Origin of the sequence: Roseovarius nubinhibens ISM (assembly GCF_000152625.1) — a bacterium.
Classification (GTDB): domain Bacteria; phylum Pseudomonadota; class Alphaproteobacteria; order Rhodobacterales; family Rhodobacteraceae; genus Roseovarius; species Roseovarius nubinhibens.
Window position 1 is genome coordinate 1194787 of the sequence record NZ_CH724156.1, and the last position, 20628, is coordinate 1215414.

General features: G+C 63.4%; 18 protein-coding genes and 1 pseudogene. 6 read left to right on the plus strand and 13 right to left on the minus strand.

Annotation, left to right across the window (positions count from 1 at the left end; genetic code table 11):
* Positions 1-137 precede the first annotated feature (137 nt).
* Together ISM_RS05805 and ISM_RS05810 are read left to right on the plus strand one after the other, a co-directional pair.
* Positions 138-2240, plus strand: coding sequence for a YjbH domain-containing protein (locus tag ISM_RS05805; protein WP_009813192.1), 2103 nt, complete (start codon positions 138-140; stop codon positions 2238-2240).
* Positions 2237-2941, plus strand: coding sequence for a YjbF family lipoprotein (locus ISM_RS05810; protein ID WP_009813193.1), 705 nt, complete (start codon positions 2237-2239; stop codon positions 2939-2941). The genes ISM_RS05805 and ISM_RS05810 overlap by 4 nt, the downstream gene beginning before the upstream one ends.
* A 273-nt stretch (positions 2942-3214) precedes the next feature.
* Here ISM_RS05810 and ISM_RS05815 read toward each other — a convergent pair whose 3' ends face one another.
* The 3 genes from ISM_RS05815 to ISM_RS18380 form a co-directional block, all read right to left on the minus strand.
* Complete coding sequence (locus tag ISM_RS05815; protein ID WP_156783323.1) at positions 3215-3418, minus strand: hypothetical protein; 204 nt, start codon at positions 3416-3418, stop codon at positions 3215-3217.
* 167 nt (positions 3419-3585) lie between these two features.
* Positions 3586-4269: a flagellar hook capping FlgD N-terminal domain-containing protein gene (locus ISM_RS05820; protein WP_009813195.1), complete on the minus strand. Its 684-nt coding sequence runs from the start codon at positions 4267-4269 to the stop codon at positions 3586-3588.
* Between the two features lie 47 nt (positions 4270-4316).
* A complete protein-coding gene (locus ISM_RS18380) occupies positions 4317-4760 on the minus strand; it encodes a flagellar hook-length control protein FliK (RefSeq protein ID WP_217622866.1) in 444 nt (147 codons plus the stop codon).
* 1145 nt (positions 4761-5905) lie between these two features.
* On the opposite strand from ISM_RS18380, the gene ISM_RS18505 reads away from it, so the two are divergent.
* Both ISM_RS18505 and ISM_RS05835 read left to right on the plus strand, forming a co-directional pair.
* Complete coding sequence (locus ISM_RS18505) at positions 5906-6079, plus strand: hypothetical protein (RefSeq protein ID WP_009813197.1); 174 nt, start codon at positions 5906-5908, stop codon at positions 6077-6079.
* A gap of 28 nt (positions 6080-6107) precedes the next feature.
* Positions 6108-6428, plus strand: a complete 321-nt coding sequence (locus ISM_RS05835) for a flagellar biosynthesis protein FlgN (RefSeq protein ID WP_254655654.1) — start codon at positions 6108-6110, stop codon at positions 6426-6428.
* A gap of 202 nt (positions 6429-6630) precedes the next feature.
* Here ISM_RS05835 and ISM_RS18510 read toward each other — a convergent pair.
* The 8 genes and pseudogenes from ISM_RS18510 to ISM_RS05870 form a co-directional block, all read right to left on the minus strand.
* Positions 6631-6723, minus strand: a pseudogene (locus ISM_RS18510) (chemotaxis protein MotB); the annotation flags it as partial.
* Between the two features lie 92 nt (positions 6724-6815).
* Complete coding sequence (locus ISM_RS05840; RefSeq protein ID WP_009813199.1) at positions 6816-8036, minus strand: phenylacetate--CoA ligase family protein; 1221 nt, start codon at positions 8034-8036, stop codon at positions 6816-6818.
* A gap of 97 nt (positions 8037-8133) precedes the next feature.
* Positions 8134-8958, minus strand: coding sequence for an ABC transporter ATP-binding protein (locus ISM_RS05845; RefSeq protein WP_009813200.1), 825 nt, complete (start codon positions 8956-8958; stop codon positions 8134-8136).
* A gap of 62 nt (positions 8959-9020) precedes the next feature.
* On the minus strand, positions 9021-10301 hold the full coding sequence (locus tag ISM_RS05850; RefSeq protein ID WP_009813201.1) for an ABC transporter substrate-binding protein: 1281 nt from the start codon (positions 10299-10301) through the stop codon (positions 9021-9023).
* Positions 10302-10369: 68 nt separating this feature from the next.
* Positions 10370-11446: a branched-chain amino acid ABC transporter permease gene (locus ISM_RS05855; protein WP_009813202.1), complete on the minus strand. Its 1077-nt coding sequence runs from the start codon at positions 11444-11446 to the stop codon at positions 10370-10372.
* A gap of 133 nt (positions 11447-11579) precedes the next feature.
* Positions 11580-12566, minus strand: coding sequence for a branched-chain amino acid ABC transporter permease (locus tag ISM_RS05860; RefSeq protein WP_040617889.1), 987 nt, complete (start codon positions 12564-12566; stop codon positions 11580-11582).
* Positions 12567-12700: 134 nt separating this feature from the next.
* Positions 12701-13519, minus strand: a complete 819-nt coding sequence (locus ISM_RS05865; protein ID WP_009813204.1) for an ABC transporter ATP-binding protein — start codon at positions 13517-13519, stop codon at positions 12701-12703.
* Positions 13520-13531: 12 nt separating this feature from the next.
* Positions 13532-15505, minus strand: coding sequence for an AMP-binding protein (locus ISM_RS05870; RefSeq protein ID WP_040617890.1), 1974 nt, complete (start codon positions 15503-15505; stop codon positions 13532-13534).
* A gap of 195 nt (positions 15506-15700) precedes the next feature.
* On the opposite strand from ISM_RS05870, the gene ISM_RS05875 reads away from it, so the two are divergent.
* Positions 15701-17635, plus strand: coding sequence for a PAS-domain containing protein (locus ISM_RS05875; RefSeq protein WP_009813206.1), 1935 nt, complete (start codon positions 15701-15703; stop codon positions 17633-17635).
* On the plus strand, positions 17632-18333 hold the full coding sequence (locus ISM_RS05880) for a response regulator transcription factor (protein WP_009813207.1): 702 nt from the start codon (positions 17632-17634) through the stop codon (positions 18331-18333). Before ISM_RS05875 ends, ISM_RS05880 begins: the two co-directional genes overlap by 4 nt.
* A 61-nt stretch (positions 18334-18394) precedes the next feature.
* Here the strand turns inward: ISM_RS05880 and ISM_RS05885 are convergent, their stop codons facing one another.
* Together ISM_RS05885 and ISM_RS05890 are read right to left on the minus strand one after the other, a co-directional pair.
* The gene (locus tag ISM_RS05885) at positions 18395-18712 is read right to left on the minus strand and encodes a hypothetical protein (protein WP_009813208.1); all 318 of its coding nucleotides are present in this window, start codon (positions 18710-18712) and stop codon (positions 18395-18397) included.
* Positions 18699-20615 carry an OmpA family protein gene (locus tag ISM_RS05890; RefSeq protein ID WP_040618346.1) on the minus strand — a complete coding sequence of 639 codons (1917 nt, stop codon included), beginning with the start codon at positions 20613-20615 and terminating at the stop codon, positions 18699-18701. Before ISM_RS05890 ends, ISM_RS05885 begins: the two co-directional genes overlap by 14 nt.
* Positions 20616-20628 lie beyond the last annotated feature (13 nt).

A 20628-nucleotide genomic window follows, 5' to 3' on the forward strand; every position in this document is an offset into this window, starting at 1 on the left:
TTGCACAATCCCCCCTGTTCCCGGCCGCCAAGTTTTCCTATGGTGCGGAGGTGTCAGTATCCGACAAGAGGGATGGTCGAGCCTTGAAGACGTTAACCAGTGGTGCCGCGGGCCTTGCGCTCGCAATGGTTTTGCCGATGTCCACGGCCCAGGCAGATCCCCTGACCACCAAACAGACAAACATCTATGGTGTGCCCGGTCGCCTCATCGACATGCCCACCGCCGAGGTGGCCCCTGATGCCCAGCTTTCGACCACCGTGTCGATCTATGGCAGTGGCAACAATCAGACCACCCGCACGACGCTCAGCTTTCAGATGCTGCCACGGCTCAACGCCTCGTTTCGCTATAGCGCGATTGGCGGGCTTGTCCCGACGCCGGGGCGGCCAACCTTCACCACGCTCTATGACCGCAGCTTTGACCTCAGCTACCGGTTCCTGAACGAGGGCAAATATCACCCGGCCATGTCCATCGGCCTGCGCGATTTTGCCGGAACGAATATCTATAGCGGCGAATATATCGTCGCCACCAAGAGCTTTGCCCAGGGCAAGCTGGCGCTGACCGCCGGGCTTGGCTGGGGGCGGCTTGGCAGCTATGGCAGTATCGGCAGTACCGGGACGCGCAAGACCGGTTTTCTCGGCCAGGGCGGCATCCCATCTTATGACCGGTGGTTCCGGGGGGATGTCGCGGCCTTTGGCGGCCTGTCTTATCAGCCCACCGAAAAGCTCGGGTTTGCGGTCGAATATTCCTCGGACGCTTATGACCGCGAGGTGCGTGACGGCGCGCTCGACCACAAATCGCCGTGGAACTTTGGCGTGAGCTACAAGGCGAGCGAGGCGCTGCGCTTTGCCGCCTATTCGCTCTATGGCGATGAGATCGGCGCGAGCGTGACCCTGACGCTGAACCCGCGCAATCCGGCGGTGAAAGGCGGGCTCGAGCCCGCGCCGCTGCCTGTCGCGGTGCGCTCGGCCCAGAGCGCCGCCGATCTTGGCTGGAGCACCGATCCGGCGCGCCGGGCCAGCACCACCGCCCAGAGCCAAGAGACGCTGAGCGCGCTGCTCGAGAAGGAAGGCATCTCGCTTCATGCGATGTCGATGAGTGGGCGCGAGGCGCATGTGCAGATCCGCAACCATCGCTATGACATGCGCGCGCAGGCCTTTGGGCGGACGGCGCGGGCGATGACCCGCTCCCTGCCCGCCTCGGTCGAGACGCTGACCGTGACGCTGATGACCCAAGGCGTGCCCAGCACCGCCGCCACCTTCCCGCGCAGCGATCTCGAGCGGCTTGAAAACGCGCCGGCGCAGGCCATGCGTGAGGCAACCACGCTCAGCGATGGACGGCGCTTCGACACCGGGCTCAGCTATCATGAGGAGGCGCTGCCGCGGTTTGAATATTCGGTCTCGCCCTTTCTGCGGCTGAGCGTGTTCGACCCGGAAAACCCGGTGCGCGCCAATGCCGGGGTGCAGGCCAAGGCCAAGTATCACTTTGCCCCCGGCTGGGCGGTTTCGGGCTCTGTCTCGCAGAAACTGGTGGGCAATCTCGACAAGAGCTCGCCCCCCGGCGCGTCGGGCCTGCCGCGCGTGCGCTCGAACGTGGCCTTCTATTCGCGCACCGACACGCCGACCATCGATCACCTGACGCTGGCCCATTACGGGCGGCCCGCCGAGAATATCTATAGCCGGGTGACCGCCGGTTATCTCGAACGGATGTATGCCGGTGTCTCGGGCGAGGTGCTGTGGAAACCGGTCGAGAGCCGTCTCGGCCTCGGGGCCGAGATCAACTATGTCCAGCCGCGCGATTTCGACCAACAATTCGGTCTGCGCAGCCGCAACACCGGCACCGGGGTGATCCCCGAATGGAACGGCCATGTCTCGGCCTATCTCGACATGGGCTACGGGTTTCACGGGCAGCTCGATGTCGGGCGCTATCTCGCCGGGGATTGGGGCGCGACCGTGGCGCTCGACCGGGTCTTTGCCAATGGCTGGTCGATCGGCGCCTTTGCCACCAAGACCAATGTGTCGTCCGACACTTTTGGCGAGGGCTCCTTTGACAAGGGGCTGCGCATCACGATCCCCTTCGCCTGGGGTCTCGGCACCGCCAACAAGCGCAGTTCGACCACGACCTTGCGCTCGCTCACCCGCGACGGCGGGGCGCGGCTTGAGGTCGAGGACCGGCTCTATGAGCGGATCCGCGACACGCATGATCCGCAGCTCTCGCGCGGTTGGGGGAAATTCTGGAGATGACCGATATGATCCGCACCGCCGCGCCCCTGTCGCGTAAATTGGGTGATCTGGGCCGCGTGGCCGCCCTTGTGGGCCTTGGCCTCTTGGCCGGGTGCAGCAATGCGCCCGAGGCGGGCAAGACGACGGGTTTTGTGAAGGGCATCTTTACCAAATCCTCGGCCCAGCCGCGCAGTGCCGAAGAGGTCTCGGCCGAGGCCGCCGCGGCGTTGCAACGCACCGATGCGCGCGTGATTCTGATCTCGCTGCCCTCGGTCGAAGTGACGACCGTGATGCAAAAGCTCGAGCAAAACGGGGCCTATGAGACCTATGGCACCGCCGACCGGCGCAGCCTGACGCTGCGCAATGGGATGCTCACGGCGAGCCGCTCGATTGGCAGTGATCTGATGTCCGCCGATGTCACTGAGGCGCTGCGGCTGGTGAGTGCCCGCCGCGCGGGCCAGGCGGTGCGGGTGTACCGGCATCTCGATGGTGAGAACCTGACGGTCGCCACCCGGATGCGTTGTGACATCCGCACGGGCGGGACCTCGCAGATGGCGGTGGGTGAGATCAACGCGACGGTGACCAAGGTGATCGAGAGCTGCACCGGTGAGGCGCAGTCCTTCGAGAATATCTACCAGGTCGATGGCGCGGGGCGCATTCTCGCCTCAAAACAATGGCTGAGCGCCGAGCGCGGGGCGATTTCGATCCAACAGCTGCGCTGAGCGAGCGGTGCTGTGGCGCCTCGGTTGGCGGGCCCTGCCTGCTGTCCGCGTTTTGCCGGGGATAGGGCCTGCGGCTGGTAAGGTGTGGGCGGGAAAGATCCTGTCGAATTCGAGCGTGGCTGGAGGGGCAGCCCGCCGCACCTGGGCCCGGGGTGACTTTGATCTGCCACCTCAAATGACCAACACTCGGTGAACAGCGCAATGACCAGCCCATGAAAAAAGGCGACCCCGAAGGCCGCCTTTTCCCTATCTCTTCCAAAACCGTGAGACGGCTTAGGTGTCGTCGCTGGAATCCAGTGCGGCGATCGCGATGACAGCCACTGCGATACCGGCAGCCACAGCGCCAGCGCTGATGTTGGTCACGCCTTGCGAAGATACAAACGGATCTGCAGTCACGTTTGCTTCGTTGGCCGCGACGGGGGCTGCTGCTGCCGCAACGATTGCGGTGGCGGCGGCGAGGGTTGCGAATTTTTTCATGTCGTCTCTCCAAACCATTTAAAAAGGCGCGTGAGAATCCACGCTCCGCGGTGACTATTACACAGCTTAAGGCAGAAAAAAACTGTAAACCTTATTGCTGCGGCCTTCTCGCGAACTGTTGCATCGAGGTCGCATTTTCGGCGAATTTTAACCTTTGTTACAGTATGTTACTCGCTGCGGCGCAGGGCAATGACCTCTTCAGCGGCGATCTCTTGTCCGGAGGAGAGTAGCAAACGGGTGCCTTGGGCGGTCTGGCGTGCCTCCACGATATCGGCGCGATGTTCCACCGGTTGCGACCCGAGCAAGGCGTCGCTGGCATAACCCTCCACCGTCAGCGTATAGACGCCATTGGGCAGTGGATCCCCATCCTCATCCACCGCGACCCAGGTCAGCTCTCCGCCGCTGGCGGGGACAGTCTGGCGCTGCACCTCAACCCCTCGGGCATTGGTCACCACCATCTCGGCCCGGTCGGCCAGGGCGATCTCTGGCAGAACCAAATCGACCGGCGCGCCATCGAAGGCCACGGGCGCGGTGGTCCGCGCCTCCATGCCCACCCAGCCGAGCAATTGGCCAAAGCCGAGGCCGCCCAGTTGATTGCCCAGCGCCCCCAAAAGGTCATTGGTGCGCACCTGCTGTTCCACGGTGGAGAACGTCGCCAATTGGACCGCGAAATCAGTGCCTTCTACCGGGTTCAGCGGGTCCTGATTGCGCATCTGGACCGTGAGCATCTTGAGGAAAGTCTCAAAATCCGCGCTGATCGCGCGCGAACTGCTGTCGCTTTCTGCCTGTGTGCTGGCCTGGCCGGATTGGGCGGCCTGACCCGTCGATGTTGTGCTGGTGGTAACGTCCATTCAGTGTCCATTCCTCATCATTGCGCGCCCTGTAGGCCCAGCTATGGTTACAGCCGCAGGTTCAGCCCGTCGGAAAGGAGCAGCTCTTGTGCCGCTGCCTGCACCGCAACCGGCCCCTCCTCCTCCGACAGATCGAGCTCTAGAAGCTCTGCCTGATCCGGCATCTGATCTCGGGCCTGGCCTGACCCTGTGCCACCAAAGCTCAGCTCGGCGCGTTCAAATCCCGCCTGACGGAACTCTTGCATGAGCTGCTCGCTGTGGCGGCGCATCAGATCCAGCGTTTCAGGGCGATCCGCATGGATTGTGACCACCAGACCCGCCTCGCCCGGTGCCATACTCAGCCGGACGCGCCCAAGCTCGGCCGGGTTAAGCGTAAGATCCACCTGCCCCGGAATGCGCGGCCCGTCCGGCCCCGCGCGGACAAGCCGCGCGACGAGCTGCTGACCGATATCAGCGGCCTGCGCCGTGGCGCTGCCGGGTGGTAAGGACACGGGCCCGAACCGCAGAGGATCAGAGATCGATCGCATGTCGGTCAGACCGGACAGCGAACGCTCGCCCCCATCGCCCGGCGACGATGATGCATCGCCTGCCACTCGCCGCGCGGCCTCACTGGCCTCTCCGGTCCCAAAGGCCGTGGCGGGCGCTATCGGATTGGCCCTTGGCGCGGCCTCTGGCCGGCTGGGCTGCGCCCTATCCCCCGTGGGGTCCTCTCTGCTCCGCCCTTCGCCGCCTGACTGTTCAGGCAGATCAAACGGCGCCCCAGTCGTGGCGGACACGGCGGGCGCGGGTCCAAAGCCGCTGCCCGCGGCAAGTGGCGGAGAAGCTGCTTTGCCATCTTGTGCGGGGTCCCTGATAGCTCGGGCCGGTTGCGCGACAGTCACGGCTTCAAACGGCGTTCCTGCGGCGCGGCTCAACCGGTCCGAAGGGGACTGACCCACCGCCACCTCTTCGATTTCCAACACTCGCGTCATGGCTGCAGTCGTATCATCAGTTTGCATAGGTGCAGGCAGGGGTTGCCAGTCATCCGCGTTCTGAAGGTCATCCTCTGCGATGTGCGAGGCCTCTTGAGGAAGCTCTTCACCTGCTCCTGTGGCCCGCGTGGCAGGATCACGCAGCCGCTCATACCCATCTTGCGAAGCGCCCATATCTGGCGATTCGGCCACAGTCTGAACCTCTTCAATTGCAACCTCGGCCGATGTCGTCTCAGCCTCAGAAGCGAGGCGAGACTCAGGCTCTGATTGAGGCGTTTCCTCGCCTTTTTCGGCCCGGCGATTCACGATATGTTCAAAACTCTCATGGCTTTTCGCAGGCTGTTTCGGCGTTGCCGCCCCGGGCACGGAAGGGGCAGTCTTGGCCTGAGGCGGCGCGACATTCGCCCCCCGTATCTGGGAAATAAAATCCTGCATGATCAGCCTCCGGCACCGTCATTTGACCTGTGCAGAATATCCGTCGCTGGTTACCGCTTCTTTACCGCTTTGCTGTTTATTGGTCCCAAGTTCCATCAATTGGAGGCATTCCTGTGACCGCTTCTTTACCATTGGCCGCGCCCCCTGCCGCGCCATCAATTTCATCGCCCACAGCCGCACCAGACCGGCGCGCTGCCGCAGAAAAACTCGAGGCGGTGTTTCTGGCGGAAATGCTGAAATCGAGCGGCCTTGGCAAGGCGACCCAGGGGTTCGGCGACCAGGGCGACGAAGACCATTTCGCCAGTTTTCAGCGCGACATCCTCGCGCGGGAAATGGTGCGCAAAGGCGGCATCGGGCTCGCCGAAATCTTCTTTCGGGCCATGGCGGGACGGGCCGATGAGTAGCGCGCCGACGACCGATCTGATCGATGAGTTGACCGATCTTCTCGAAGCCGAGCAGCGCGCGCTTCTCGATGGAGATCTGACCGGCGTGACCGCGCTTGCCGAACGCAAAGCGGCGCTGATAGCAGCGCTCGACAAGGCCCCAATCCAACCCGGCGATTTACACGGTTTGCGCGCCGCTCTCGACCTCAATCAGACTCTGCTGCGCGGCGCGAGCGACGGGATCAAAGCGGTTGCCGAACGGCTGCGCGCGCTCAAACGGACCCGCGACACGCTCGAGACCTATGGGCGCGATGGCAAACGCGAAACGATCCCCGCTCATAAAACGAAAACCGTGGAAAAACGGGCCTAAAACCGCAGTCATTCAAATCCGAGATAAACGGTGGGCAGAGTTTAGGGTTTCGTTAGCAGTTTCGGCCCCAAGGTGCCCCGGCATCCCTCGCGGATGGCGCAGCCCGCCCCCCGGCGCTGCATATGTCAGAAGGCAGCAAACCGCCTGGATCGCCCAGGCACGAACCAGGTGCAAAGCACTGTCGACGAAAGGAATAATCCATGGCCACCTTCCAGGCGCCGCCGTGATGGCCTTCGCCACCCATGACCTTCTTTTTCTTGATGATAATGGGCGCCACATTACCCTGCGCGCTCATATCCACCACCTTCATTCACCCAAAGGTAGGGATAGCAGCAGGCCGTTACCGCCGGTTTAACAGCTAAAATTGTCGCCGTTTCACCGCCCGGCTCAGTCGTAGCTGCGCTGATCCTCGATCACCATCCCATCATTGGGAAGACTGCCCGGCGCAACGATCTCGATCCGACCCTTCATCTTGAGCGCCTCGACAACCGAAGCCTCATAGCGCTCTGCCGCGCCGCCCTCGGCCTCGATCTGCACGGTCATCACATCGCGCTCGCCCTCGCGGCTGGCGATGACACGGGCGCGGCGCACCTCCTCATGGCGCGCGACCAGCGCCGCCACCTGTTCGGGGCGCACGAACATGCCCTTGATCTTGGTGGTCTGATCGGCCCGGCCCATCCAGCCCTTGATGCGCATATTGGTCCGGCCACAGGGGCTCTGCCCCTCCATCACCGCGCTCATGTCGCCGGTGGCAAACCGGATCAGCGGATAATCGGGGTTGAGCGTCGTCACCACGACCTCACCGACCTCGCCCGGCCGCACCGGATCGCCGGTGCCCGGGGTCACAATCTCGACGATGACCCGCTCATCGACGATCATCCCCTCCTGCGCCGCGCTCTCATAGGCGATATTGCCGAGATCGGCCGTGGCATAGCATTGCAGACACAGGATGCCGCGATCCGCATATTCCTGCCGCAGCGACGGAAAGAGCGCCCCGCCGCCCACCGCCGCGCGGGTGATCGACAGCCGCTCGCCCATCTCCTCGGCCTTGTCGAGAATGACCTTGAGGTAATCGGGCGTGCCGGCATAGACGGTACAGCCGATATCCGCCGCCGCCCGCACCTGAAGCTCGGTCTGCCCGGTCCCGGCGGGCAGCACCGCCGCGCCCACGGCCCGCGCGCCGCTCTCGAAAATCATCCCCGCCGGGGTCAGGTGATAGCCAAAGCAATTCTGCACGATATCGCCCTCGCCGACGCCACAGGCATGGAGAAACCGCCCCATCCGCCACCAGTCGCGATCAATGCCGCCCGGCTCATAGATCGGCCCGGGGCTCTGGAACACATGGGCAAAGCCCGACACCGGCCGCGTCGTCAGCCCGCCAAAGGGCGCCGCGCCCTTCTGCGCCGCCCCGAGGTCAGATTTCCGCAACACCGGCAGCCGCGCCAGATCGTCGAGACTGCCAAGCCCCTCCGGCTCCACCTCGTCAAGCGCCCCGGCATAGCCCGCCAGCCCCTGCGCCCGGCCAAGCTGCGCCCGCAGCTCATGCATCTGCGCGTCAAGCCGTTCCTCGGTGCTGCGGGTCTCTAGATCATCGTAATAGCGGGTCATAGCCTGTCCTTGCCAGGGCGCAATTGCGCTGGATTAGGGTCTGTTTTGATGCCCCGCACCCGGGGCGGACGTATCACTTGCGGGGGCAATCCCCGGCTCAGCTGAGCCAGCGTTTGCGGCGCCGATAGCTGCGCACATCGCGAAAGCTCTTGCGCCCCTCATCGGACATGCCGAGGTAAAATTCCTTCACATCCGGGTTCTCGCGAAGCTCCTTCGCGGGCCCGTCCATCACCACCCGGCCATTCTCGAGGATATAGCCGTAATGGGCAAAGCGCAGCGCCACATTGGTGTTCTGCTCCGCCAGCAAAAACGTCGCCCCCTCGTTTTCGTTGAGGCTTTTGACGATGTTGAAAATCTCTTCCACCAGCTGCGGCGCAAGCCCCATGCTCGGCTCGTCGAGCAGGATCATCTCGGGCCGGCTCATCAGCGCGCGACCGATCGCCACCATCTGCTGCTCGCCCCCCGAGGTATAGCCCGCCTGGCTCTTGCGGCGCTCCTTGAGACGCGGAAAATAATCATAGACCATGTTCAGATCGGCATCGATCTCGCCACGGCTCGCCCGCCGCGTATAGGCCCCGGTGAGAAGGTTTTCCTCGACGGTCAGATGCTCAAAGCAATGCCGCCCTTCCATCACCTGAATGACCCCCTTTTTCACAAGCTCCGAGGGCACCAGATCCTGCACCCGCTCGCCGCGATACTTGATCGACCCCTTGGTCACCTCGCCCCGCTCCGAGCGGAGCAGGTTCGACACGGCCTTGAGCGTGGTGGTCTTGCCCGCCCCATTGCCGCCCAAGAGCGCGGTGATCCCGCCCTTCGGCACCTTGAGGCTCACGCCTTTGAGCACGAGGATCACATGGTTGTAGATCACCTCGATATTATTGACCTCGAGCAGGCTGTCTTCTGTCTCTGCACCGTCCAGCATGGGCCCTGTCCTGCGTTAGAATTGCGGGAATGGGCCCCGGCACTTGGCCGGGGCCGCATCACTTAGTTGCAGCGTTCCGAGATATTGTTCTCGGCGGCAAAGGCGGCACTGTCCTCGGCCACCAGCGTCGCGATCACCTCACGGTCGCTGTCGATGTAATCGGTCAGCGGCTTCCACATCTTCTCATTGGCGTCCCACTGCTGAACGATCGCCTGACCGGACCCACCGTGATCGGCACAGCTCACGCTGAACTCCGGCCCGATGCCTTCCATGCCAAGCGCTGCCATCTTCTCATTGGTCATCTCCAGCGCCTCCATCCCGTCACGCATCTGCGCGGCGTTGATGTCTGCGGTGCCGTGGATTTCCTGCGCGGTCTTGGCTGCCTCAACGGCGAGCATCGCGGCATACATGCCCCGCGTATAGAGGACCGACCCCACGTTCGACCCGTCGCCCGCGGCATTGCCCGCCTCATGGACATGTTTCTTGATGTCCTCAAAGACCGGCAGATCGGCGATCCGGTTCATGTTGAGCGACTTGTAGCCATGTGCCGCCTCGCCCGCGGGCGTCACGTCATGCTCGGCCCCGGCCCACCAGTTGCCGATGAAGTTCTCCATCGGGAAACGGATGTTGGCGGCCTCTTGAATGGCGACCTGGTTCATCACGCCCCAGCCCCACATGATCACGTAATCCGGACGCTCCCGGCGGATCTGAAGCCATTGGCTCTTCTGTTCCTGACCGGGGTGATCCACCGCGATCTGGCCAAGCTCGAACCCGTGTTTCTTCGACAGCTCTTCGAGCGTGCGAATGGGCTCCTTGCCATAGGCCGAGTTGTGATAGAGCAACGTGATCTTCTTGCCATCGAGCGACCCGCCGTTCTCTTCGAGCAGGTGGTTGATCGCCGCCGAGGCCGCATCCCAATAATTCGCCGGATAGTTGAACACATTGCTGAACACCTTGCCATTCGCGGCAGAGGTCCGGCCATAGCCCATGGTGTGAAGCGGGATACCATCCGCCGTAACCTTCGGGATGAGCTGATAGGTGATGCCCGTCGACAGCGGCTGATAGACAAGCGCGCCTTCACCCTTGGTCGCCTCATAGCATTCGACGCCCTTCTCGGTGTTATAGGCCGTCTCGCATTCGATCACCCGCGCCTTCTCGCCGCCGATGCCGCCATCGCGCGCATTGACCAGCGCGAAATAATCCTGATAGCCATCCGAGAACGGCACGCCGCCCGCCGCATAGGGACCGGTGCGATAGCTCAGATCCGGAAAGACCAGATCCGCCGCCGCCGGGCCTGCGGCCAATGCCGCCCCCAAGGCCAATGTCGTGAACATCTTCTTCATCGGTTTATCCTCCCATGGTTTGTCCGATGTGCCGGGGTTCGCCCGGTCGTCTCTCGCAGCCCGCCCCGTTAATGCGGGAAGGGCCACAATCTCAGTTTTTCCTTCGCCACCCGCCACAGCTGGGCCAGCCCATGCGGCTCGACGATGAGGAAGAGCACGATAAGCGCCCCCACGATGATCAGCTGCAGATGCGCCACAAGATCGGTCGGCCATCCCAAGAGATCGACCCCCACCAGCTTGAGCACCACGGGCAGAAGCACCAGGAACGCCGCCCCCGCGAAAGAGCCGAAAATCGACCCCAACCCGCCGATAATCACCATGAACAGCACGAGGAAAGACTTGGTGATGCCAAAGGCCTCACCGACTTCCACCGCACCCAGATAGACCGCGAAAAACAACGCCCCCGCCACGCCGACGAAGAACGACGACACCGCAAAGGCGCTGAGCTTGGCCATCAGCGGATTGACCCCGATGATCTCGGCCGCAATGTCCATGTCGCGAATGGCCATCCATTTGCGCCCCATCATGCCCCGCGTCAGGTTGCGCGCGATCAGCGCACAGAACACCGTCAGCACCAGACAAAAGAGATAGGCCGCCCAGGCCGCCGTCTCCGGCCCGGTGACCGGCACGCCGAACATGGTCCGCTCCGGCGCGTTGATCTGCCCCGAGGCGGAATAATTGTAGAACCACGGCACCCGGTTGAAGAGCCAGACGAGAAAGAACTGCGCCGCCAGCGTCGCCACCGCGAGGTAAAACCCCTTGATGCGCAGGCTCGGCAGACCAAAGAGCACGCCGACCCCGGCGGTGATCCCCCCGGCCAACAGCACATGGATGAGAATGCTCACCTCCGGAAAGGCGGTCATCAGCTTGTAACAGGCATAGGCCCCCACCGCCATGAACCCGCCGGTCCCAAGGCTCACCTGCCCGCAATAGCCGGTCAGGATGTTGAGCCCGATCGCCGCGATCGAATAGATCAGGAAGGGCAGGAAGATCGCATTCACCCAATAGTCGTTGATGACAAAGGGGATGAAGGCAAAGCCGATGATCAACACCGCGTAATAGCGGTAGCGGTCGAACTTAATCGGAAAGGTCTGGCTATCGGCGACATAGCTCGTCTTGAAATCGCCTGCTTCACGGTAGAGCATCGCTTACCCCTCTCCCTGTTCCGCGCCACGCCCGGCGCCTTGCGTCTTCTGATCTTGCTTCAACTGGCCTTGCTTCTTCTGGCCCCGAAATATCCCGGGGTCCGGGGCAGCGCCCCGGCACGCCCGCCGCGCCTCACACCCGTTCAATGATCTTCTCCCCAAACAGGCCCTGCGGGCGGAACACGAGGAACAACAGCGCCAGCACATAGGCGAACCAGTTCTCGGTCGCCCCGCCGACCATCGGCCCCACGGCAAATTCGAAAAGCTTCTCGCCCACCCCGATGATGAGCCCGCCGACAATCGCGCCGGGGATCGAGGTGAACCCGCCGAGCATCAGCACCGGCAGCGCCTTGAGCGCGATGAGCGACAGCGAAAACTGCACCCCCGATTTCGTGCCCCACATGATCCCGGCGACCAGCGCCACGAACCCTGCCAGCGACCAGACCATCACCCAGATGAAGTTGAGCGAAATCCCCACCGACAGCGCCGCCTGATGGTCATCCGCCACCGCCCGCATCGCCCGGCCCTGCTTGGAGTACTGCGCGAAAATCACCAGCGCGATCACCAGCAGCGCCGCCACCAGCGTCGCCACCAGATCGAGATTGTCGATGAAGAACCCGTAGTTGAAGATATTGTAGGTGAGCTCGTCAATCGGCCCGTTGATCCCCTGCGGCAACCCGACATCGAGCTTCTTGATGTCCGACCCCCACATGATGTCGCCCACCCCTTCGAGGAAATAGGCAAGCCCGATCGTCGCCATGAAGAGGATGATCGGCTCCTGGTTGACGAGATGGCGGAAAATGAACTGGTTCACCGCCCAGGCCAGCGCGATCATCACCACCATGGTCAAGAGGATCGCCAAGAGCCCCGGCACATGCCAGCCAAAGTGATGGATTTCCGTGCCGAAGATCGCGTTGATCAGATGCGCGAACGGCACCTGCCCCTCCATGATCCCGACCAGCGTCAGCGCCGCAAAGAGCGCCATGACCCCCTGCGCATAGTTGAAAATCCCGCTCGCCTTGAAGATGAGGACAAACCCCAGCGCCACCAGCGCATAGAGAACCCCCGCCATGAGGCCGTTGAAAAAGACCTCCATACCCCAGATCAATTGTTCAGGCATTCTCTTGCTCTCCTTTGCGGGGGGCGTGTCGTGTCTCGCTTTTGGCTGTGCTCGCGGCGGGGCTCTTGGCCATGCTCAGGCGGCACCGACGCGATACCGACGTGCGGCCGACGTCTTGCCGATGGGCGCGGGGATCAGTCATGGGCCACCCCCAGATAGGCGTCGATCACATCTTGGTTGTTGCGCACCTCGTCGGGCGTGCCGTCACCGATCTTCTTGCCGTAATCCATCACGACCACCCGGTCGCTGAGATCCATCACCACGCCCATGTCATGCTCGATGAGCGCAATCGTCGTGCCGAACTCGTCATTCACATCGAGGATAAAGCGGCTCATGTCCTCTTTCTCCTCGACGTTCATCCCGGCCATCGGCTCGTCCAGAAGCAGGATCGACGGTTCCGCCGCCAGCGCCCGCGCCAGCTCCACCCGCTTCTTGAGCCCATAGGGCAGACGCCCCACCGGGGTCTTGCGGATATGCTGGATTTCGAGGAAATCGATAATCCGTTCAACGGCTTCGCGGTTGGCGATCTCTTCGCGCTCGGCCGGCCCTTTCCACAGCGCCTGCGCCCAGAACCCCGAGGTCATCTGCCGGAACCGCCCGGTCATCACATTGTCCAGAACGCTCATCCCCTCGAACAGGGCGATGTTCTGAAAGGTCCGGGCGATGCCCTGCCGGGCCACCTGATAGGGCTTCATCGCCGGGCGTTTCGCCCCCTTGTACCAGACCTCGCCCTCCTGCGGATGGTAAAACCCGGAAATCACGTTGAGCATCGAGGATTTGCCCGCGCCATTCGGCCCGATGATCGCCCGGATCTCGCCCTCGCGGATATCGAAACTGATATCCTTGATCGCCACCACCCCGCCAAAACGCAGCGTGATATTCTTCATTTCCATCACCACCGGACCGATCTTGCGGCCATCCTCGGTGACAAATCCTTCTGTCTGATCAAGCATTTGACACCTCTCTCATTCGGCCGCGACACGGGCCGGTTCGACCGGGACAATCTCGGCATCGACGAGTTTGAGCGTCGCGCTGATCGACCCTTTGCGGCCGTCCTCATAGGTCACTTCGGTGGTGGTAAAGATCTCGTCCGACCCGTCGTAGAGCGCCCCCAGAAGATCGGCGAATTTCTCCGCGATGATATTGCGGCGCACCTTGCGGGTGCGGGTCATCTCGCCGTCATCGGCGTCGAGCTCCTTGTGCAGCACGAGGAACCTGTGCACCTGACAATGGGCCAGCATCGGGTCCTCGGCGAGGCTCCGGTTGACCTCTTCCACATGGCCCCGGATCGTGTCGAGAACCTGCGGATGCCCGGCCAGCTCCTGATAGGAGGCATAGCCGATATTGTTGCGCTCGGCCCAATTGCCCACCGCCGTCAGGTCGATATTGATAAAGGCGGTGCACATCTCGCGCCCATTGCCGAACACCACCGCCTCGAGAATATTGGGAAAGAACTTGAGCTTGTTTTCCACGTATTTCGGCGCAAACAGCGCGCCATCGGCCATCTTGCCCACATCCTTGGCGCGGTCGATGATCTTGAGATGCCCGGTGTCCGGCTCAAAGAACCCCGCATCCCCCGTCGCGACCCAGCCCTCAGGATCCTTGGTGCTCGCCGTGCTCTCGGGGTTCTTGTAGTAATATTCGAACGTCCCGGGGCTGCGATAGAACACCTCGCCGCTCTCCGCGATCTTGATCTCTACCCCCGGCGCGGCGACACCCACCGTGTCATTGCGCACCTCGCCATCGGGCTGCAAGGTGATGAACACGCTCGCCTCGGTCTGCCCATAGAGCTGTTTGAGATTGATCCCAAGGCTCCGGTAGAACTCGAAAATCTCCGGCCCGATCGCCTCGCCCGCGGTATAGCCCACCCGCACCCGGCTCAGCCCCAGCGTATCCTTGAGCGGCCCGTAGACACAGAGATTGCCCAGCCCATAGCGCAGCCGGTCGATCATCCCCACCGGCTTGCCATCGAGGATATCCGGCCCCACCCGACGCGCCAGATCCATGAAGTGATGGAACATCTTCTGCTTGAACCGCCCGGCATCCTCCATGCGGATCATCACATTGGTGAGCTGCGTCTCGAACACCCGCGGCGGCGCAAAGTAATAGGTCGGCCCGATCTCGCGCAGATCGGTCTGCATCGTGTCGGCGCTCTCGGGGCAATTGACGCAGAACGCGTTCCAATAGGCCTGCCCGATGGAGAAAATGAAATCCCCCACCCAGGCCATCGGCAGATAGGCCAGAACCTCTTCGCCCTTGGTCAGATGGTCAAACTCGGATGAGGATTTCGACGCCTCGATGATATTGCGGTTCGACAGCACCACGCCCTTCGGCTTGCCCGTCGTCCCCGAGGTGTAGAGCATCACGCAAACACTGTCATAGCTGAGCTTGGACCGCCGCGCCGCCAGCTCAACGCCGAGCCGGTCATAGGCCGCGCGCCCCTTCTCCTGCACCTCCGAGAATTGATGCAGCACGCTATGGTCGTATTTCCGCAAGCCGCGCGGATCGACATAGATGATCTGCTCAAACTCACTAAGCCGATCCTGCACCTCGATGAGCTTGTCGACCTGCTCCTGATCCTCGACCACCGCGAACCGCGCGCCGCAGTGATCCATCACATAGGCCATCTCTTCGGCGGCACTGTCCTGATAGACCGGCACCGGCACCGCGCCCACGCATTGCGCCGCGACCATGGCCCAGTAGAAATAGGGCCGGTTGCGCCCGGCAATGGCAATGAAATCGCCCTCGGCAACCCCCAGCTCCAGAAACCCGAGCGCCAGCGCCTCGATTTCCTGCGCGGCCTCGGCCCAGCTCCAGCTCTGCCAGATGCCGAATTCCTTTTCCCGATAGGCCGGGCGTTGGGCGTGCTCGCGTGCATTACGGGCCAGCAAGGCCGGAATGGACGCAAGTCCTCCGGCCGCCTCAGACGACTGTGCCAAATTGTATCCTCCCTTTGCCCGACTCCCCTCGGGCTGTGCCTTTGCGGCACGATTCTTCTACACCCAAGGGTGCAGCTTCCTGTCTGGCGGTCAACTTTTTCCATAAGTTTGCCGAAACCTTTCGAATTGTAACAAGCCCCCTTTCGGGCATTTGCACCGGCGCGCCACGGTGCTAGCCATGAGGGGGGAGAGACGATGACCACCGAGAAAACCTATCGCCAGACACAGGACGGCCCCCGTGCCGACGCCATGACCATGGCCGGGCTCAACCTGATCCAGCAGGCGCTCACCATCTATGATGCCGAGCTCCGGCTCGCCGTGTGCAACGTCCGCTTTCAACAGATGTTCGACCTGCCCGACTGGCTGGTGACCCCGGGGGCGAGCTTTGACGACACGATCCGCTTTCTCGCCAAACGCGGCGATTATGGCGATGTGGGCGAGATAGAGCCCTTTGTGCGCGGCCGCGTCGATGTCGCCCGCGCGTTCAAGCCGCATTACATGGAACGCACCCGCGCCAATGGCCGGACGATCTCGGTCGAAGGCTCGCCCCTGCCCGAGGGCGGCTGGGTCACCGTCTATACCGACATCACCCGGACCAAGCGGCAAGAGGCGCTGCTGCGCGCCCGCTCGGACGAGCTCTCGGATCAGCTCTCGGGCTATTCCGAGGAACTCACCGCCTCCAACCGGCAACTCGAGGCGACCATCACCGCCCTCGAACATGCCCAGCGCCAGCTCACCGCCTCCGAGGCCCGCGCCCGGCTCACCACCGAAATGATGCCGGCCCATATCGCCCATGTCGGGCCCGACGGGCTCTATACCTATTCCAACCGGCGGCTCACCTCGGTGATGCCGGGCAGCAAATCCGACATTCTCGGCCTCACCGTGGCCGAGGCGCTCGGCCCCGCCGCCTATGCCGCGATCAAGCCCCGGCTCGAACAGGCCTTTGCCGGCACCGCCTCGATCTTCGAGTTCACCCATCAGCCGAGCTCGCGCCGCATCCGCGCCGCCTTCACCCCCGATGGCCAGACCGGCGGCGTCTATATCCTGTCGATGGACATCACTGAGGAAACCCAGACCCGCGCCGCCCTGCAACAGACCCGCCGCCGCGAAGTCGCGGCCCAGCTCACCTCCGGCATGGCGCATGATTTCTCCAACCTGCTGACCATCATCCTCGGGCTGCAATCGCGGCTCGCCCGGCTCGGCCTGCCCGACCCCGCGCCCGAGCTGATCGAGGCCACCCATGCCGCCGCCCGGCGCGGGGGCGATCTGCTCAACCGCATCGCCGACATGACCGGCGAACGCGAACACACGCCCGAACCGGTGCACCTGCCCGGCTTCTTCCGCGATCTCGAACCGCTGGCCCGCTCGACCCTGCCCGAGGCGGTGGGTTTCACGGCCGAGAACACGCTCGGCGACGCCACCCTGATGCTCGACCCGGCGATGTTGCAGGATTCTCTCCTGAACCTCGTGCTCAACGCCCGCGACGCCTGTGGCGGGGCCGGGCGCATCACCCTGACCGCCCGGCGGGTGCAGGACACCTGGGTCGATTTCTCGGTGACAGACACCGGCCCCGGCTTTTCCGACACCGCCCGCGAACGCGCGTTCGAGCCGTTCTTTACCACCAAGGGCGACGACGGCTCGGGGCTCGGGCTGGTGATGGTCTATGACATGACCAAACTCGCGGGCGGCCGCGTCACCCTCGCCAACACCGGCAGTGGCGCGCAGGTGACGCTCCGCCTGCCGCTCCGCGTCGCCCCCGATCCGGTCGAGGCCGGGCTCATCCTGCTGCTCGAAGACACCGCCGAAATCCGCGACGCGCTGCGCGACATGCTGCGCGCTGATGGCCATGCGGTGATCGAGGCAAGCTCGGTGCCCGAGGCCCGCGAATTGCTCGCCGGTCTGCCCGAGATTTCGGCGCTCCTGTCGGACATCGTGCTCGAAGGCGAGGAAACCGGGCTCGACCTTATCCGCAACCTGCCGCGCGACGGGCTGCCGGTCATCCTGATGACCTCGCTGCCCCCCGACGACCCCCGCCATGCCGAGGCCCGCGATCTCGCCCCGGTGCTGCGCAAGCCGGTGACACCGGCCCGGCTGCGCGCCCTCCTGAGCCAGAAGGATTGCCCCCGATGACCGCCCCCCTTGTCGCCATTCTCGATGACGAACCCGAGATCCGCACCATGCTGGCCGACGCGCTGGACGAGGCCGGGTTTCGCACCGTCTCCTTTGGCCGCGCCACCGAATTCGAGGCCTCGCTCAACACCACCGTGCCCGATGTCTGCCTCGTCGACCTGTCGCTGCCCGACCGTGACGGGCTGTCGCTCGTGCATCGGCTGGCGCTGGAAAAAGGCGCCATCGTCATCATCATCTCGGGCCGCGCGCAGGTCCGCGACCGGGTGACCGGGCTCGAACTCGGCGCCGATGACTATATCATCAAACCTTTCGACCCGACCGAGGTGGTGGCCCGTATCCGCGCCCGCCTGCGCCGCGATGTGGCCACGCCAAGCGGTCAGGATCAGGCCCATTTCGCCGGATGGGTGGCGCGGTTCGACCGCTTCGTTCTGGAACGCGAGGATGGCAGCGAAACCGCCTTCTCCCACGCCGAGGGCGAGGTGCTGCGCCTCTTTCTCGAACGGCCCAAGCGGCTCATCACCCGGCAATCAATGCTCGAAACCTTGGGCGGCAGCGCCGGGGACAGCTTTGATCGGGCGATGGATGTGCGCATCTCGCGGCTGCGCACCAAGCTCTGTGAAGACCCGAAGAACCCGAAACTGATCAAGACGATCTATGGCGCGGGCTATATCTTTCTGGCGGATGTGACATGGTCCTGACGGGCCGAAATCTGCACCGTCGCTTTACTGTCGTTTTACCGACGCATTACCGACCCGGCATTTAGCCCCGTTCGAGCTGCGCCCGCATCACTTCGGCTTCCTGCCGCGCCTCGCGCAGACCTTCCATCGTGGCCGCCAATTCCGCCTCGGTCTGGTTGAGCTGATTGGTCAGTTCCGCCTCGCGCTGCTGCAGATAGGTGATCGCCTGATCGCGCGTCTCCTCGGCCTCGTGAAGCTCCTGCGCCATCCGGTCAAGCTCGCCCATCTCGGACTGATTGACCCGAATGAACCGATGCACCAGCCAATTGGCAAACCACCCGAGACAGAATGCAACGAACAGGATGATCGCAGTGGCGATGATAAATTCAGTTCTGTTCATCGGTCGGCTCGCCCTGCTCGGTCTCGTTGTCTGCTTGTTCTTCTTCGCCTTGTTCTTCAAGGCTTTCAAGACCCGTTTGCCGCTCTTTGACCGGTTCCGGCTTGATCAGGTGGAATTCGATACGCCGATTGGCCTCGCGCCCCTCGTCACTGTCATTGTCCGCGATAGGGTCGTTTTCGCCATAGCCCACGGCCTCATAGGTCGAGGTGATGACCCGCCGCATCCGCAGCCCGTCAAGCACCGCCCGCGCCCGGTTCTCGCTGAGCTGCTGGTTCATGCTCTCGCGGCCCTGACTGTCGGTATAACCCGCGATCTCGAGCTTGATTTCCCCGCATTTCTTGAGGATTTCGGCAATATCATCGAGGATCGCCGCCCCGTTGGAATCGAGCTTGTCGGACCCCGGCTCAAAGTTGATCTTGCGCTCCGCCACGATGAGCTGAATCTTCGACACGCATTCCTCCGGCGTCGGCAGCGCCGCAATCGGATCGAGCACTTCCTGATAGGTCACATCGATCTCGAACTGCCCCCGCTCGCCCAGCGTTTCGGCCAGAAACCCAGAGATCTGCGCGCTCGCGTCCTTGTTACCGGTGTTGCCCGTCACATCGATCGAATCCGGCGTCACCGTCACCGCGCCATTCTCGAGATAGGACAGCGATTCCAGCCCCGCCAGCACCCGCACCGGCCAATCCGCCGGCAGCCCCTCGACCACCCGCGCCTTGGTATGCACCCCGGCCGAGCTGAACCGCGCCCGGGCAAAACTGTCCACCGTCTCGCGCAGCTTGTCACTGCCCAGACGCCCGCGCAGCTGCACCAGCCCCTCGGGCGACAGGGTCGCCACGAACTCGGGGATCACCACCTCGGCATCGGTCGGCGGCGGCGGCAGCACCGCATGCAGCGCGAACACATCCGGCAGCGCGGTCTCAAGCCCGCCCACCACATCGTCGAAACTCTTTTCCTCGATCCCCTGCAGCGCGATCAGCGAAATATCGGCATCCGAAAAGGTCACCGACCCGCCGCCCAGATCCTTCACCGCCTTGATCGCAAGCTCGGCCGCCCGGCCCCATTGCGGGCTCGGCACGCCGAGACCGATGGTGCAATCGATACTGCCCTCAAGCCCGACCTCGCGCGCCGTGGCAATGATCCGCCGCCGCGCCTCTTCGGTATCGGCGGAACAGGCGTCGAACCGGGCCTCGCCCTCCTCGATCAGAAACCGCAGCGTGAACGGCGTGATCACCGGGCGCGGCGCCGAAATGTCTGTGATCAGCCGCACATTCTTGGGCACCCGCCGCGCCAGCTCCGCCTCGAGCTTGCGCTTGGCCTCCGGGCTGTCGGTCATCGCGGTCACCGACACCCGCCCCGCCTCGACCGAAATCTTGGCGCGCGGCAACTCGTCGAGCTTGGCCACCGCATAGTTGAGCGCCGCGGTCCAGCCATCGGGCACCGGGTAATCCGCCCGGTCGATGAAATCGGTGATATTGGTATCGCCCGCCACTTCGCCGACCTTGGACATCAGCGCCTCGACATCCGACGCCGCCGGCATCAACCCGATGAGCGAAATCCCCGCATCATTGCGCAGGATCTCGACGGAAAACCGCGGCGGCGCGATCTCGGCCGCATCCTCGACGAGCATCTGGTCGATCACCCGCGTCGCATCCACAACGCCGCCCGCCACTGAAATCGCCTTGAACCGCGTGGCCTCTGTCGGCGCAGTTCCCGCAAGGAACACCTGAAGCCCGTCGGCATCCACCTCGGCCCAGCTCATATCCGCCAGATCAAGCGCCCGCCGCACGTCACGACGCGAATTGTCCTCGATCACCCCCGCCGAAAACCCGGCGGCGACCACCGCAATGATGGCGGCCGCGAAAAACGTTCCGGCAATGGCGAAGATGGAAGAAAGGCGCATCGCTTGCATACCT

Excerpts from the sequence above, each read along its gene's own strand:
- ISM_RS05805 (WP_009813192.1), top strand. The coding sequence starts at position 138 with ATGTCCACGGCCCAGGCAGATCCCCTGACCACCAAACAGACAAACATC.
- ISM_RS05810 (WP_009813193.1), top strand. The coding sequence starts at position 2,237 with ATGACCGATATGATCCGCACCGCCGCGCCCCTGTCGCGTAAATTGGGT.
- ISM_RS05815 (WP_156783323.1), bottom strand. The coding sequence starts at position 3,418 with ATGAAAAAATTCGCAACCCTCGCCGCCGCCACCGCAATCGTTGCGGCA.
- ISM_RS05820 (WP_009813195.1), bottom strand. The coding sequence starts at position 4,269 with ATGGACGTTACCACCAGCACAACATCGACGGGTCAGGCCGCCCAATCC.
- ISM_RS18505 (WP_009813197.1), top strand. The coding sequence starts at position 5,906 with ATGCTGAAATCGAGCGGCCTTGGCAAGGCGACCCAGGGGTTCGGCGAC.
- ISM_RS05840 (WP_009813199.1), bottom strand. The coding sequence starts at position 8,036 with ATGACCCGCTATTACGATGATCTAGAGACCCGCAGCACCGAGGAACGG.
- ISM_RS05845 (WP_009813200.1), bottom strand. The coding sequence starts at position 8,958 with ATGCTGGACGGTGCAGAGACAGAAGACAGCCTGCTCGAGGTCAATAAT.
- ISM_RS05850 (WP_009813201.1), bottom strand. The coding sequence starts at position 10,301 with ATGAAGAAGATGTTCACGACATTGGCCTTGGGGGCGGCATTGGCCGCA.
- ISM_RS05855 (WP_009813202.1), bottom strand. The coding sequence starts at position 11,446 with ATGCTCTACCGTGAAGCAGGCGATTTCAAGACGAGCTATGTCGCCGAT.
- ISM_RS05860 (WP_040617889.1), bottom strand. The coding sequence starts at position 12,566 with ATGCCTGAACAATTGATCTGGGGTATGGAGGTCTTTTTCAACGGCCTC.
- ISM_RS05865 (WP_009813204.1), bottom strand. The coding sequence starts at position 13,519 with ATGCTTGATCAGACAGAAGGATTTGTCACCGAGGATGGCCGCAAGATC.
- ISM_RS05875 (WP_009813206.1), top strand. The coding sequence starts at position 15,701 with ATGACCACCGAGAAAACCTATCGCCAGACACAGGACGGCCCCCGTGCC.
- ISM_RS05880 (WP_009813207.1), top strand. The coding sequence starts at position 17,632 with ATGACCGCCCCCCTTGTCGCCATTCTCGATGACGAACCCGAGATCCGC.
- ISM_RS05885 (WP_009813208.1), bottom strand. The coding sequence starts at position 18,712 with ATGAACAGAACTGAATTTATCATCGCCACTGCGATCATCCTGTTCGTT.
- ISM_RS05890 (WP_040618346.1), bottom strand. The coding sequence starts at position 20,615 with ATGCGCCTTTCTTCCATCTTCGCCATTGCCGGAACGTTTTTCGCGGCC.